The sequence below is a fragment of the Pseudomonas coleopterorum genome (genome assembly GCF_900105555.1).
Taxonomy (GTDB): domain Bacteria; phylum Pseudomonadota; class Gammaproteobacteria; order Pseudomonadales; family Pseudomonadaceae; genus Aquipseudomonas; species Aquipseudomonas coleopterorum.
This window is the reverse complement of sequence record NZ_FNTZ01000001.1, coordinates 332,121-346,857: the sequence shown is the minus strand read 5'-3', so window position 1 is coordinate 346,857 and position 14,737 is coordinate 332,121. Positions and strand designations below refer to the sequence as shown.

The following is a 14,737-nucleotide window of genomic DNA, read 5'->3' as shown; positions in this document are numbered from 1 at the left end:
GCCGGACAATAAAGCCAAATCCACAATAACGACAATTTCCGATTCGACCTATCGGGCGGTAATGGCCAATGAGCAAAACCGACGCCTTCACCCAGGCGGGCAAGACCGCAGTGCTGCAGAACATTCACGGCACCGTGCAGTTCCTGCAACGCTTTCCACCGTTCAACCAGATGGAAAACGCCCATCTGGCCTATCTGGTCGAACAGTGCCAACTGCGCTTCTATGCCAGCGGTGAAAGCATCATCAAACCGGCCGACGGTGCTGTCGAGCACTTCTACATCGTCAAGCAGGGTCAGGTGGTGGGCGAGCGGCCTCACAGTGCGCGTCGCGGGACCGAAACCACGTTCGAGATCACCGCTGGCGAGTGCTTCCCGCTCGCCGCGCTGCTGAGCGAGCGCGCCACGCGCACCGAGCATCTGGCAGCAGAGGACACCTTCTGTCTGCAATTGAACAAACCGGCCTTCATCAAGCTGTTCGCGCTGTCCACGGTGTTCCGTGATTTCGCCCTGCGCGGGGTGAGCAGCCTGCTCGACCAGGTCAACCAGCAGGTGCAGCGCCAGGCCGTCGAAACCCTGGGTACGCAGTACTCGCTGAACACCCGGCTGGGCGACCTCGCCATGCGTCATCCCGTAACCTGCGCCGCCTCGCTGCCTCTGCGCGATGCCGTGCGCCTGATGCACGAACAGCAAGTGGGCAGCATCGTTATCGTCGACGACCTGAAAGCCCCCCAAGGCATCTTCACCCTGCGCGATCTGCGTCAGGCCGTGGCCGATGCAGCCACCGATTTCGGCGCGGCCATCGAGCGATACATGATTCCCCGGCCCTTTCACCTCAGCCCGGAAGCCAGTGCCTTCGATGCCGCCGTGGCCATGACCGAACGGCACATTGCCCACGTCTGCCTGGTCAAGGATCAGCGCCTGTGCGGCGTGGTGTCCGAGCGCGATCTGTTTTCCCTGCAGCGCGTAGATCTGGTGCACCTGGCTCGGACCATCCGCCACGCTTCGCGGCTGGAACAACTGGTCGCGCTGCGCGGGGAAATCAGCGCTCTGGTCGAGCGCATGCTGGCTCATGGCGCCTCATCGACGCAGATCACCCAGCTGATTACCTTGCTCAACGATCACACCGTCTGCCGGGTAATCGAGCTGGTGCTGCAGGAGCGCGGCGATCCGGGCGTGCCCTTCAGCTGGCTGTGTTTCGGCAGTGAAGGCCGCCGCGAGCAGACCCTGCACACCGATCAGGACAACGGCATCGTCTTCGAAGCCCGTGACGCCGCCCACGCTGCCGAGATACGCGGCAAGCTGCTGCCGCTGGCGCATCAGATCAACCTGGCGCTGGCGCAGTGCGGCTTCAGTCTGTGCACGGGCAACGTCATGGCGAGCAATCCCGAGCTGTGTCTGTCGCGCCTGGAATGGGCGCGGCGCTTCGCCGGTTTCATCCGCGAGGCGAGCCCGGAAAACCTGCTCAATTCGAGCATATATTTCGACCTGCGTACGGTATGGGGCGATGACTCGGCCTGTGCACAACTGCGCCGCAGCGTGCTCGAACAGGTCGCGGACAACAGCCTGTTCCAGCGCATGCTGGCGCAGAATGCCTTGCGCCAGCGGCCTCCGGTCGGGCGCTTTCGCGACTTCGTACTGACCCGCCAGGGTAGCGACAAGGCACCCACCCTGGACCTCAAGGTGCAAGGCCTGACGCCCTTCGTCGACGGCGCACGCCTGCTGGCCCTGGCCAACGGCATCGACACCGGGAACACCCTGGAGCGCCTGCGCCAGCTGGTCGCAAAAGAGGTCATCGACGCACAGGACGGCGCCGCCTATGAAGAGGCCTACCATTTCATCCAGCAGACGCGCATGCAGCAGCATCAAGCCCAGGCCCGGCAGCACCTGCCCTATTCCAATCGCGTCGACCCGGCCGAGCTCAACCACCTGGACCGGCGCATCCTGCGTGAATCCCTGCGCCAGGCCCAGCGCCTGCAGGCCAGCCTGAGCCTGAGGTACCAGCTGTGAGCCTGTTCGACTGGCTACGGGCCAAACCCGCCTGCGTGCTGGACGCCACTTTGCAGCAACGTGTGGCAGCACTGCCCACGGCTCAGCCTTGGCAAACCTGCAGCCTGCGCGAGCAGCGCTGGGTGGTGCTGGACCTGGAAACCAGCGGCTTGAACCTGAACAAGGATCAGGTGCTGTCGATCGGCGCGGTGGTCATCGAAGATGGCGCGGTGGATTTCTCCCGGCAGTTCGAACGCACGTTGCTGCGCGAGCAACCACGGCTGGGTGCCAGTGTCTTGATCCATGGCCTGGGCCCCGAGGCGATTGCCGCCGGGGACGATCCGGCCGAAGCCTTGCTGGACTTCATGGCCTTCATCGGTGACAGCCCGCTGCTGGCCTTTCACGCGCCCTTCGACGAGCACATGCTCACGCGCGCGCTCAAGCAAAGTCTGGGCTACCGTTTGCAGCACCCGTTCCTGGACGTCGCCGCCCTGGCGCCGATGCTGTGCCCGGATGCGGCCCTGCGCGAAGCCGGGCTGGATGACTGGACCGGGCATTTCGGCCTGCAGGTCGGTGAGCGCCATCATGCCAGTGCCGATGCGCTGGTCACGGCGGAGTTGGCCATGCTGCTGTTCAGCCGTGCCCGCCGCCAAGGCCTGGACAGCCCCAGCGCCCTGGCCGAGAAAGTGGCTCAGTGGCGGCGGCGCCAGCAGACTCAGGCGTTCTGACCGGCGCGAAACTGCGTATGCACATGAACGCTGCCGACACGCCTCGATTGCGCTGGCCACTGGCCTTTTCCGCGCTGCCTGAACGTATACTGGTGCGACTACAGGTCGTAACGCCCTGACACCTGATGCTCCATGACCCAGCCATCCCTGCGTGGACGGCTGGGTTCTTTTTGCAGGCCCTGAAATGAAAAGCACCACCATCCGCCGCTGGTCCTTCATCCACACCTGGACCAGCCTGATCTGCACCCTGTTCCTGTTGATGCTGGCTATCACCGGCTTGCCCCTGGTGTTCCATCACGAGATCGAACACCTGCTGGGCGACGAGCCACAGTTCCGCGACATGCCTGCCGACACGCCGCAGCTGGACCTGCAGCAACTGGTTCAGGCCGCTCAGGCCCACCGTCCCGACGAGGTGGTGCAGTACTTCGGCTGGGACGAAGACGACCCTCATGGCGTGTTCGCCATCACCGCCGCCACAGCCGACACCGAGCCCAACCTGTCCCACACCTTCATGCTCGACAACCGCACCGGCGAAGCCATGGAAATGCCTTCGGCCAATGGCGGATTCATGATGGTCATGCTGCGTTTGCATGTGGACATGTATGCCGGGCTGCCCGGCAAGCTGTTGCTGGCGTTCATGGGCCTGCTGTTCGTGTTGGCCATCGTTTCCGGGGTGGTGCTGTATTCGCCGTTCATGCGCAAACTCTCGTTCGGCACCGTGCGCAATCAGAAGTCCACCCGTACCCGCTGGCTCGACCTGCACAACCTGATCGGCGTGGTCACCCTGACCTGGGCCTTGGTGGTGGGAGTGACGGGCGTGATCAGCGCCTGCGCCGACCTGCTCATCAGCGCCTGGCGGGCGGAAAGCCTCACGGCCCTGATCGAACCCTACCGCGACGCGCCACCGCTCACGCAACGGGCGCCTGCCACCCGCCTGCTGGACATCGCCCACGGCGCCGCGCCGGGCATGACACCCGACTTCATCGCCTTTCCCGGGACACGCTTTTCCAGCGAACACCACTACGCGGTATTCATGAAGGGCGGCACTCACCTGACTTCGCACCTGCTGACGCCGGTGCTGATCGATGCCACCACCCTGGACGTCACGGCAGTGGTCGAACGGCCGTGGTACATGGACGCCATGGGCCTGTCGCAGCCGCTGCACTTCGGCGACTACGGCGGCATGCCGATGCAGATCCTCTGGGCGGCGCTGGATGTGCTGACCATCATCGTGCTGAGCAGTGGCGTGTACCTGTGGTGGGTCCGCCGCCGCGCCGCCAAGGCCGCTGGCGTGGAGGCCGCGGCGTGACGAAACGGAAGAAGTCGACGTTCTGGCCGGTGTTCGGCATTCCGCTGGCGATCGGACTGATCGGCGCGGCCGGATTGTTCGCGGCCCTGCTGGGAGATGGCTGGTGGGATGCCCTGGCGTGGGTGGGGTTGGGGATTCCAGCGGTGCTGGGGGGGTGGGGGTTGGTCAGGAGGGCCTGAGCTGGGCCGTGCACCGGTGGGGTCATCTGCGCTTGGGTAATCCAGGATCAGGATGCAATCGGTGGAGCAGCTTGCGCAGTTATCATAGGGATACCTAGCGAAGGCGACCGCTTCGTGCATTCGGCGTATGGCCTGATGATGTGTATTGCGAACATAGGCCTCTTCGCGGGCAGAGCCCGCTCCCACAAAAAATCCGCTCACCCGACGCTGTCGAGTCCTACAGAAGAAACTGCTCTGCTTTGAACAACTGAAGATTGCGTCCTACTTTGCAGCTAATTCGTCTGATATTCCGCTGTTAAAAATCCTACAGTTTTTCGGGACGTAGGGCTGTGCGTAAACGTTGTGTATGACTCAACTCGGTGATACTTATCTGCACCTCGTATCGATGCCATCGGCGTTCAGCGGATCCGCGGCGCCTCACAGCTGCGCGCCCTGCGCTACTGCCCGCAAAGTCCGGTATTCCTGCCGGGCGATCTGGAATCGGGCGTGATGTATGGCCATGCCGCTGGGCCTGAAGTGCTGGAGCAAGCGCGGAAGTTGTCATTGGAGGCACTGCTCAGCCAGTTGAATCTCAACGATACCGCGTCCAATCTCTCCGGCGGACAGGCCAAGCGACTCAGCCTGCTTCGGCTGCTCAACAGGCCTGGACGCTTCAATCTCTTCGACGAGCCAACCGCTTCGCTCGATCAAGAGCTGGCCATGGCAACGTGGGACACCTTGATGGATGCATTCAAAGGAAAAGGATTGATCTGCGTCACTCACGATATCGAAGCGTTGGCGCGTTTCCATCGGGTACTGGTTATCCAGCAGGGCAGGATCGTTGCCGATGGGCCTTGGCATCTGTTGAGAAGGGAGCAAGGTCTGCTCAAAGGCATAGCGGAAATAGCAGAACGCTGAGCGTCAGCCCTGTGCATAACTCGGGCTACGCGCCTGCATTCCTGGCCAAAGCACTCAAGGTCCGAGAGCGTTGGATCACAATCAAGTTGGGACGGCTTGACCCCATCTTCAAGCTGATACAGGGTAACTCCTTATCCAAGGAGAACACCTCATGCCCGCCATGACGCTCTATCACAACCCCGCCTCCCCCTTTGCTCGCAAGGTCATGGTGCTGCTGCATGAGACCGGTCAGTTGGAGCGGGTCGCCCTGAAGACGGTGGCGTTGAGCCCTGTCAGCCCGGATGCGTCAGTGAACCAGGACAACCCGGCCGGGAAGATTCCGACATTGGTGCTCGAAGACGGCACTACGCTGCATGACAGTCGGGTGATCCTGGAGTACCTGGATCATCAGCATGTGGGCAACCCGCTGATCCCTCGGGAAGGGGCGTCGCGCTGGCGGCGGTTGACGGTGGCGTCACTGGCGGATGCGATGCTCGACGCGGCCGTGCTGATTCGCTACGAGAAGGCCCTGCGGCCGCCTGAGTTGCACTGGCCGCTGTGGCTCGACAACCAGGCCGAGAAGATCGAACGGGGACTGGCGTATCTGGAAGCCACGGCGGTCGCGGAGTTGAGCGCAGCGTTCGATATCGCGGCAATCGGCGTGGCCTGTGCGCTGGGGTATGTGGATTTTCGCATGCCGGAGTCAGCCTGGCGGCAGCGTTATCCGGGGTTGGCCGGATGGTTTGCCGAGGTGAGTCAGCGCGAGTCGCTACGCTCGACTATGCCGTCGGCGTGACACGAGCGGGGGTTCTCACGCGACCTCGCACCAGTCCTGTACCTCAAGCCCCTCGACCAAGCCAAACGCCTTGTCACCGGTGACCAGCGTCATGCCGAGCGAAAGGCTATGGGATGTGCCTCGCACGCCACACCCTGAATCAGCAGTCCGGCTTGTCGGCGACGAAACGGCGGGCGGGGTTGACCGCGGCCTTGAACTCGCGCAGGCCTTTGGCGCCGATCAACAGGGGGTAGTTGAACTTGCTGCGGTCGACCAGGTTGACCTCGATGGTGCGCTCGACGTCGCCCAGGCACAGTTCCAGGTCCACCACGGGGCGCTGCGAGACTTCGGCGCCCTCGCCGTCGTCGTCTTCCTCGGCGCGGTTCTTGATCTTGCTGATACGCGAGATCTTGTGCTCGTACACCTTGTTGTCGGCGTCCTTGGTGGCCAGGCGGAAACGTACCCAATCGTCGCCGTCGCGGGTGAAGGTCTGGATGTCCTTGGCCGACAGTGAGGCGGTCAATGCGCCGGTGTCCATCTTGGCCTTGAACACCTGACCACCGATTTCCGGCAGTTTGATGTATTCAAAGCGACCATACAGCGTGGGTTCGGCGGCCATGACCGGCAGCGCCAATACGGACAGCAATGCGAGAACGGATTTCACTGAAGCTTTTCCTTGAGCGAGGGCCGGTGAAGGCGATCGGTGCTGCTAACGGTATGGGCTCAGCATACCCAATGAAAAGTGAAACATTTGTTGACGAAACCGCGTGCCGGAATTGGCTCGGCACTCGCTTGTGCTTATGATTGCCGGCCGTGAATACCCCCCGAGTCGTTCTATGCGTCGCCTGCTCACCGGCTGTATGACTGCCCTGCTGCTGTTGCTCAACACCCTGGTGTTCATCGGACCCCTGCTGGTGTTCGCCCTGATCAAGCTGGTGCTGCCCATGCGTTATCGTGATTGGGCATCGGCAGCCGTGGTGTGGATCGCTGAAACCTGGGCCGAGATCGACAAACTCATCTTCGCTTTGTGCGTGCCGACCCAGTGGGACATACGGGGCGCGGCGGACCTGCGCCAGGACACGTCCTATCTGGTCGTGAGCAACCACCAGTCGTGGGTCGACATTCCGGCACTGATTCAAGCGCTGAACCGGCGGGCACCGTTCTTCAAGTTTTTCCTCAAGAAGGAACTGATCTGGGTGCCGCTGCTGGGCCTGGCCTGGTGGGCGCTGGATTACCCCTTCATGAAGCGCTACAGCAAGGCGTTTCTGGCCAGGCATCCGCAACTCAAGGGCAAGGATCTGGAGATCACCCGGGCCGCATGCGAGCTGTACAAGCGCCAGCCGGTGACGGTGGTGAACTACCTGGAAGGTACGCGCTTCAGCCCGGCCAAGCGCGATGAGCAGGCGTCACCGTTCAACTACCTGCTCAAGCCCAAGGCCGGTGGCGTGGCGTTCGTGCTGGCGGCCATGGGGCCACAACTCGACCGTCTGCTGGACGTGACGGTGGTGTATCCGGGCACGGCCATTCCGGGATTCTGGAACCTGCTGTGTGGTGATGTGCCGCGGGTGATCGTGGAGATCCAGTCGCGGGCCATCGACGCGGAGCTGATCGATGGCGACTACGAAAATGATCCGGACTTCCGCTTGACCGTCCAGAACTGGGTCAACCAGCTCTGGACCGAAAAGGATCGGCGCATCGACGCCTTGCGCGCCGAACTCGATCGCTGATCCAGCGCAGGCTTAGCTGCCTGTCCCGGTGCCCCAGACGCTGCCCAGGCTCTTGAGCAGCGGACCACCGACGCCCTGTTGCCCCAAATATTGCAGAATCACTGGCGCGAACTGGCCGACCATGCCGCTGTTCATGCCCAGTGCGCTGAAGGCGTTGTTCATGTCGCTGGTGGTTTTGACGTCGCCCAAGGCGTTGTTCAGGGCGCTGATGTTCTTCTGGTCGGACTTGCCGAGCAGACCGCTCAGACCGCTCAAGCCACCCAGGGCGTTGTTGCCCGAAAGCTTGTCGATGCCGGGCACGGACTTGCTCAGTTGTGCATAGTCGGCGGTGCTCAGCTGGTTCTTGGCCAGACCCAGCATGGCGCCGGTGCCGCCGATGGCCTGGGTCGGGGTGATGTTCAGGGTCGAGCCCAAGGTGTTGAGCAGGCCTGCGGCTTCCGGTGCGGCAGCCACGGCAGCGTTGTTGCCTTGCTTGCCGTTCTGCAGGGTGGCAGCGGCGTTGACCGCGTCGTTCAGGTTGAAAGCGAAGGCCGGACTGGTGGCAACGGCCATCAGGGAAGCCAGGGCCATGGCGCGAGTGATGTTCATTGTGCAGCAACCTCGGGGACAGATAGGCGGACCGTCGTCAAACGGCAGTTCGGTCCCATTATGTTCCTTGAGGGTGAAAATTGTGTAATGGCGGGGAGTTGCAGGAGAGTTCCCCCGGTAGGAGCGGTCGGTGGCCGCGAAAGCAGCGACGCGGTCGTTCAGGGACTGCGCGGTGGACTTTTCGCGGGCAGAGGGCTCGCCGCCCGCCCCGCTCCCACAGAGGGAGTGTGGGAGCGGGTGTGATCAGGCGGCGCTGAACAGTTTGTGCGGGTCGATGACGAATTTCTTCGGTACGCCCGCGTCGAATTCGCCGTAGCCGCGCGGGGCGTCGTCCAGCGAAATGACTTCCACGCCGACGATGTCGGCGATCTTGATGCGGTCCCACATGATGGCCTGCATCAGTTGCCGGTTGTATTTCATCACCGGCGTCTGACCCGTGTGGAAGCTGTGCGACTTGGCCCAGCCCAGCCCGAAGCGGATGCTCAGGCTGCCCATCTTCGCCGCTGCATCCACCGCGCCCGGATCTTCGGTCACGTACAGGCCGGGAATGCCGATCTTGCCGGCCACGCGCACAACGCCCATCAACGAGTTGAGCACGGTCGCCGGGGCTTCCGCCTTGGCGCCGCTGTGGCCGTGACCGCGTGCCTCGAAGCCCACCGCATCGACGGCGCAGTCCACTTCCGGCTCGCCCAGCAAGGCGGCGATCTGCTCGTGCAGCGGGGTGTCCTGGGACAGGTCGGCGATCTCGAAGCCCTGAGCCTTGGCGTGCGCCAGGCGTGTGGGGTTGACGTCACCGACGATGACCACGGCTGCGCCCAGCAGACGCGCAGAGGCCGCGGCGGCCAGCCCGACCGGCCCGGCGCCGGCGACGTACACGGTGCTGCCGGGGCCAACGCCAGCCGTCACCGCACCGTGGTAACCGGTTGGCAGAATGTCGGACAGGCAAGTCAGGTCGCGGATCTTCTCCATGGCTGCATCGCGGTCGGGTAGTTTGAGCAGGTTGAAGTCGGCATAGGGCACCAGGACGAACTCGGCCTGGCCGCCGACCCAGTCACCCATATCGACGTAGCCGTAGGCGCCGCCCGGACGCGCCGGGTTGACGGTCAGGCAAACGCCGGTGTGCTGCTCCTTGCAGGAGCGGCAACGACCACAGGCGACGTTAAAGGGTACGGACACCAGATCACCGACCTTGAGGTGCTCGACGTCGCGACCGGCCTCGATCACCTCGCCGGTGATCTCATGGCCCAGCACCAGGCCGACCTGAGCCGTGGTACGGCCGCGGACCATGTGCTGGTCGGAGCCGCAGATGTTGGTCGAGACCACGCGCAGGATCACACCGTGTTCGATGCGCTTGCCTCGCGGGTCCTGCATTTTGGGAAAATCGATGTTCTGCACTTCGACTTTGCCGGAGCCCAGATACACCACTCCACGATTACCAGACATGCTTTCACCTCGCTGTTTATTGTTGTTGAGCTTGGGTTTTGCGTGCTGCGGTCATGCGTTGATTCGTGTGCTGCCCTGACGCGGCTCGCGCCGCTGCTACAGGAATGCGCGGTCATCTGTAGCAGCGGCGCAAGCCGCGTCAGTGACGGCGCGGTACACCTGACACATCACATCAGGGCCGGACGCGGCTTGCGCCGCTGCTACAGCACCACCGTGCGGTTGGCGTTGAGGAACACGCGGCGCTCGATGTGGTAGCCGATGGCTCGGGCCAGGGTCAGGCATTCGATATCGCGCCCCTTGGCGATGAGGTCTTCGGGGTAGTGACTGTGATCGACCACTTCTACACCTTGGGTGATGATCGGCCCTTCGTCCAGGTCATTGTTGATGTAGTGCGCGGTCGCCCCGACCAGCTTGACGCCTTTGTTGTAAGCCTGGTGATACGGTTTGGCACCCTTGAAACCGGGCAGCAACGAGTGGTGAATGTTGATCGCCCAGCCGTCCAGGCGGCGGCACAGCTCCGGTGACAACACCTGCATGTAGCGGGCAAGGATCACCAGCTCGGCGTCGGCCTGTTCGATGACCTGCAACACCTTGCGCTCCTGCGACGGCTTGTCCTTGGGGTCGAGGGGGAAATGGTAGTAGGGAATGTCGTGCCAGCGCGCCAGCGGCTCGAGGTCCGGATGGTTGGAGATCACCGCGACCACGTCCATGGGCAACTGGCCAATGCGCTGGCGGTAGAGCAGATCGTTGAGGCAGTGGTCGGCCTTGGACACCATGATCACCACCTTGGGCCGATACTGCGGCGCAGTCAGCTCGAAGATCATGCCGAAGCTGGCACCGCGTTCGGCCAGGCCGGCGCGAAAGGCGGCCTCGTCGAAACCGTCGGGCTGCCGAAACTCCACCCGGATGAAGAAGCGCGACGACAGCCGGTCGTCGAACGAATGGTGCTCGGTGACATAGCAGCCCTGCTCGAACAGGTAGCGCGTGACCGCGTCCACCGTGCCCAATACGCTTGGGCAATCGGCGGTGAGGATCCAGGTATCAGGGGCACGGCTCATGGGTAGTCCTTTGGTGTCGAGGTCGAAACAACTGTATGAGCGGTCAGGCCTGGATGCTCAGCCCATACTCGGCCGAAGCATCCTGCAACCACAGCCACCAGTAGTCGGCGAAGCTGCGGCGGATCAGCAGTTCCCAGGTTTCCTCGCCCGTGCGGCGGATGACCAGTTGGGACTTGGCGAACACTGTCCCCACCGCCTTGCCCACCGGGAAATTGCTCGGGTGCACGTCGTAGCTGGTGGACTTCATCAGCACGTCGCGCACGTTCGGACCGCTCAGCTCGATCAGTGACTGGCCGCCGCTGACGTTTACCACTGCCACATGCAGCCCGGCCAATGCCTCGCGCAACCGCTGCTCGGCGGCCAACTCCTCGCCACCGGGGACGATCAGCAGCCACTCGTCCGGGCCCAGCCACTGCAGCGATGTCTCGCCGTTGCTGACCAGGCTCAAGGCGCCCGGCAGTTCCAGGCCGGTGGCCTTGTGCACGGCGCCGGCGAAGGTCGCATCATGGCCGTCTCCGCGCAGGGTCAGGTGACCCAGCAGTTTTTTCTCGCGCAGGGTCACACCGGCACCCTGGCGGCCCTTGCCGACCAGGCTGGCGAGGTCGGCGTGGTGAAGCGGGTCTTCGGCCTTGGCGCCCGAGGTGGGACGTTGCTGGTATACGTTGACTGTGGTCATTTTGCTGCACCTGTCAGTGAATGCTGTTGAGGCTATCTGGAAGCGGGGCTTAGATGTTCTGCCGCTCGCCCTTCGGATCGAAGAACACCGAGGAAACGATTTCGGCTTCGATCACGCTGCCATCGGCCTGGGGCGAGAACACCCGCTCACCCATGCGCTTGAGACCGCCCTTGACCACACCCATGGCGAACGAGTAACCCAGCGAGTTGCTGGCGTAGCTCGACGTCACGTGGCCGACCATGCTCATGGGGATCGCCTGCTTGGGGTCGAACACCAGTTGAGCGCCTTCGGGCAACCATTTGTTGGGATCGATCGGCTTGAGTCCCACCAACTGCTTGCGCTCCTCGCGCACGGTGTCTTCGCGGTTCATCCCGCGCCAGCCGATCCACGAGAACGGCTTGGTCCGCCCCACGCACCAGCCCATGTTCAGGTCGTCCGGAGTCATCGAGCCGTCGGTGTCCTGGCCGACGATGATGAAACCCTTCTCGGCGCGCAGCACGTGCATGGTCTCGGTGCCGTAGGGCGTCAGGTTGTACTGCTTGCCTGCCTCGATGATCTTCTCCAGCACACCCATGGCGTAGTCGGCCTGGATGTTGACCTCGTACGACAGCTCGCCGGTGAAGGAGATACGGAACACCCGTGCCGGCACGCCTGCCACCTGCCCTTCCTTCCAGGTCATGAACGGGAAAGCGTCCTTGTCCAGATCGATATCGGTCACTTCGCCGAGCAGCTTGCGGCTGTTGGGCCCGGACAGGGTCAGGGTCGCCCAGTGGTCGGTGACCGAGGTGAAGTACACCTTCAGGTCCGGCCACTCGGTCTGCTGGTAGAGTTCCAGCCATTGCAGGACCCGCGCCGCACCACCGGTGGTGGTGGTCATCAGGAAGTGGTTGTCGGCCAGGCAGGCGGTCACACCATCGTCGAAGACCATCCCGTCTTCCTTGCACATCAGGCCGTAGCGCGCCTTGCCCACGTCCAGCTTGGTCCAGGCGTTGGTGTAGATGCGGTTGAGGAATTCGCGCGCGTCCGGGCCCTGGATGTCGATCTTGCCCAGGGTCGAGGCGTCCAGCAGGCCGACGCTGTCGCGCACCGCCTTGCATTCGCGGGCAACGGCGGAATGGATGTCCTCACCGCGCTTGGGGAAGTACCAGGGGCGCTTCCATTGGCCGACGTCTTCGAATTCGGCGCCATTCTTCACATGCCAGGCATGCAGCGCGGTGAACCGTACGGGCTCGAACAGGTGGCCGCAGTGACGCCCAGCCACCGCACCGAAGGTAACCGGCGTGTAGTTGGGGCGGAACATGGTGGTGCCCATTTCCGGAATGGTGACGTTCAGCGAGCGGGCGGCAATGGCCAGGCCGTTGACGTTGCCCAGCTTGCCCTGGTCGGTACCGAAGCCCAAAGCGGTGTAGCGCTTGACGTGCTCGACCGACTCGAAGCCCTCGCGGGTAGCCAGCTCGATGGCGGCCGCGGTGACGTCGTTCTGCAGGTCGACGAACTGCTTGGGCGCACGTGCCGTGTCCTTGTCGTGGGGGACTTGGAACAGCGCCAGGGTGGGCTCTTCGACGCGGCTCAAGACCTTGGGCAAGGTGCCTTCGACAATGCCGAAACCGGTCTCGGACGCGGCTCTTGCCCCGCCTTCGAACCCGTCGGCCATGGCATCGGCCAGGGCATACACGCCGTTCACGCCGCCCACGCACACGCGTTTCTGCGGGGCTTCGCCAGGCACGAAGCCGAGGATATCTTCACGCCAGATCGGTTTGCCGCCCAGGTGCGAGGCCAGGTGGACCACCGGGCTGTAGCCGCCCGAGCTGCCGATCAGGTCGCAGTCGAGCCACTCGCCGGGGCTGGCCACCTTGTGCGCCCGGACGTCGATGGCGGCGACGCGTGCTGCCGTGACGTGCTTGCTGCCACGGGCTTCGATCACCGCGCTGGACGTCAGGATACGGATGCCCTTGGCGCGGGCTTCCTCGACCAGCGCACCACGCGGGTTGTGCCGGGCATCGGCCACGGCGACGACCTTGAGGCCGGCGTCGTACCAGTCCAGGGCCACGCGGTAGGCATGGTCGTTGTTGGTCGACAGCACCAGCTTCTTGCCCGGTGCCACGCCGTAGCGACGCACGTAGGTGGAAATGGCGCCGGCCAGCATGTTGCCCGGCACGTCGTTGTTGCCGTACACCAGGGGCCGCTCGTGGGTGCCGGTGGCCAGCACCACGCGCCCGGCGCGAACCCGGTGCATGCGCTGGCGCACCTGGCCCATCGGTGCACGATCGCCGAGGTGATCGGTGAGGCGCTGATGGATGGTCAGGAAATTGTGGTCGTGATAGCCGTTGACCGTGGCACGAGGCAGCAAGGTCACGTCCGGCAGACCCTGCAGTTCAGCGATGACCGCTTTCACCCATTCACCGGCCGGCTGGCCGTCCAGACTCTCGCGGGTATCGAGCAGCGAGCCGCCGAACTCTTCCTGCTCGTCGGCCAGGATCACCCGCGCACCGCTGCGGGCCGCAGCTAGGGCGGCAGACAGCCCGGCCGGGCCGGCGCCGACCACCAGCACGTCGCAGGTGCGACTCATGTAGTCGTAGGAATCGGGGTCGACTTCGGTCGGCGAACGGCCCAGGCCGGCGGCCTTGCGGATGTACTTCTCGTAGGTCATCCAGAAGGACTGCGGGTACATGAAGGTCTTGTAGTAGAAGCCGGGCGGCATCAGCTTGCCGCCGACCTTGCCCAGGATACCCATCATGTCGGTGTTGACGTTCGGCCAGCCGTTGGTGCTGGTGGCGACCAGGCCCTGGTACAGCGCCTGTTGAGTGGCCCGCACGTTGGGAATCTGGGTGGCCTCGGTGGCGCCGATCTGCAGCACCGCATTGGGCTCTTCGGCGCCCGCGGCAACGATGCCGCGCGGACGCGAATACTTGAAGCTGCGACCGATCACGTCGACGCCATTGGCCAGCAGGGCCGAGGCCAGGGTGTCACCTTCATAGCCGACGTAGGTCGTGCCGTTGAAGGTGAAGGTCAGCTTCTTGCTGCGGTCCAGACGTCCGCCGTTGGACAGGCGATTGACCTGGCTCATGGCTGATCTCCCGAGGCGATTTGAGGGGTTTCGTCGATAGTCTTCTCGACGAACTGGGGCTGGCTGCCGATGCGATAGGTTTCCAGGATTTCATAGGTGACCGTGTTGCGGGTCGCATTGAAATACTGGCGGCAACCGGCGGCGTGGATCCACAGCTCGTGCTGCAGGCCACGCGGGTTGTTGCGGAAGAACATGTACTCGCCCCACTGCGCGTCGGTGCACGCGCCTGGATCGAGCGGGCGGGCGATGTGCGCCTGGCCCGAGCAGTGGAATTCTTCTTCGCTGCGAAGCTCGCCACAGTGTGGACAGAAGATGTTCAGCATGAT

Annotated in this window: 14 protein-coding genes; 7 read left to right on the top strand and 7 right to left on the bottom strand. The window is 63.6% G+C overall.

Features of this window, described 5'->3' with window-relative positions; all coding sequences use genetic code 11:
• The first annotated feature begins 68 nt into the window (after nt 1-68).
• The 6 genes from BLV18_RS01540 to BLV18_RS01515 all read left to right on the top strand — a co-directional run bounded on the left by BLV18_RS01540 (nt 69) and on the right by BLV18_RS01515 (nt 5,873).
• The gene (locus BLV18_RS01540; protein WP_090355738.1) at nt 69-2,006 is read left to right on the top strand and encodes a putative nucleotidyltransferase substrate binding domain-containing protein; all 1,938 of its coding nucleotides are present in this window, start codon (nt 69-71) and stop codon (nt 2,004-2,006) included.
• On the top strand, nt 2,003-2,713 hold the full coding sequence (locus BLV18_RS01535; protein WP_090355735.1) for a 3'-5' exonuclease: 711 nt from the start codon (nt 2,003-2,005) through the stop codon (nt 2,711-2,713). Before BLV18_RS01540 ends, BLV18_RS01535 begins: the two co-directional genes overlap by 4 nt.
• Nucleotides 2,714-2,897: 184 nt before the next feature.
• A complete protein-coding gene (locus tag BLV18_RS01530) occupies nt 2,898-4,022 on the top strand; it encodes a PepSY-associated TM helix domain-containing protein (protein ID WP_090355732.1) in 1,125 nt (374 codons plus the stop codon).
• A complete protein-coding gene (locus BLV18_RS01525; RefSeq protein WP_090355728.1) occupies nt 4,019-4,201 on the top strand; it encodes a hypothetical protein in 183 nt (60 codons plus the stop codon). The genes BLV18_RS01530 and BLV18_RS01525 overlap by 4 nt, the downstream gene beginning before the upstream one ends.
• Nucleotides 4,202-4,582: 381 nt before the next feature.
• Entirely contained in the window at nt 4,583-5,098 is a 516-nt protein-coding gene (locus BLV18_RS01520) for an ATP-binding cassette domain-containing protein (protein ID WP_090355726.1), read from the top strand.
• Nucleotides 5,099-5,249: 151 nt separating this feature from the next.
• Nucleotides 5,250-5,873 (top strand): glutathione S-transferase, encoded by a 624-nt coding sequence (locus BLV18_RS01515; RefSeq protein WP_167375904.1) that lies wholly within the window; start codon nt 5,250-5,252, stop codon nt 5,871-5,873.
• A 139-nt stretch (nt 5,874-6,012) separates the two neighbouring features.
• Here BLV18_RS01515 and rloA2 read toward each other — a convergent pair whose 3' ends face one another.
• Nucleotides 6,013-6,516, bottom strand: coding sequence for a retropepsin-like aspartic peptidase RloA2 (rloA2, locus tag BLV18_RS01510; protein WP_090355722.1), 504 nt, complete (start codon nt 6,514-6,516; stop codon nt 6,013-6,015).
• A 172-nt stretch (nt 6,517-6,688) separates the two neighbouring features.
• Here rloA2 and BLV18_RS01505 point away from each other — a divergent pair, with 172 nt between their 5' ends.
• Nucleotides 6,689-7,579, top strand: a complete 891-nt coding sequence (locus BLV18_RS01505) for a 1-acylglycerol-3-phosphate O-acyltransferase, YihG family (protein ID WP_090355719.1) — start codon at nt 6,689-6,691, stop codon at nt 7,577-7,579.
• Nucleotides 7,580-7,591: 12 nt separating this feature from the next.
• Here the strand turns inward: BLV18_RS01505 and BLV18_RS01500 are convergent, their stop codons facing one another.
• From BLV18_RS01500 to BLV18_RS01475, 6 genes are all read right to left on the bottom strand, one after another.
• Nucleotides 7,592-8,167, bottom strand: a complete 576-nt coding sequence (locus BLV18_RS01500; protein ID WP_056844420.1) for a DUF2780 domain-containing protein — start codon at nt 8,165-8,167, stop codon at nt 7,592-7,594.
• A 243-nt stretch (nt 8,168-8,410) separates the two neighbouring features.
• Nucleotides 8,411-9,610, bottom strand: a complete 1,200-nt coding sequence (gene fdhA, locus BLV18_RS01495; RefSeq protein WP_043191307.1) for a formaldehyde dehydrogenase, glutathione-independent — start codon at nt 9,608-9,610, stop codon at nt 8,411-8,413.
• Between the two features lie 200 nt (nt 9,611-9,810).
• A complete protein-coding gene (purU, locus tag BLV18_RS01490; protein WP_090355717.1) occupies nt 9,811-10,668 on the bottom strand; it encodes a formyltetrahydrofolate deformylase in 858 nt (285 codons plus the stop codon).
• 43 nt (nt 10,669-10,711) lie between these two features.
• The gene (locus BLV18_RS01485) at nt 10,712-11,344 is read right to left on the bottom strand and encodes a sarcosine oxidase subunit gamma (protein WP_090355714.1); all 633 of its coding nucleotides are present in this window, start codon (nt 11,342-11,344) and stop codon (nt 10,712-10,714) included.
• Nucleotides 11,345-11,393: 49 nt separating this feature from the next.
• Nucleotides 11,394-14,411, bottom strand: a complete 3,018-nt coding sequence (locus BLV18_RS01480; protein ID WP_090355708.1) for a sarcosine oxidase subunit alpha — start codon at nt 14,409-14,411, stop codon at nt 11,394-11,396.
• Entirely contained in the window at nt 14,408-14,734 is a 327-nt protein-coding gene (locus BLV18_RS01475; protein ID WP_043191317.1) for a sarcosine oxidase subunit delta, read from the bottom strand. Before BLV18_RS01475 ends, BLV18_RS01480 begins: the two co-directional genes overlap by 4 nt.
• Between the last annotated feature and the right edge of the window lie 3 nt (nt 14,735-14,737).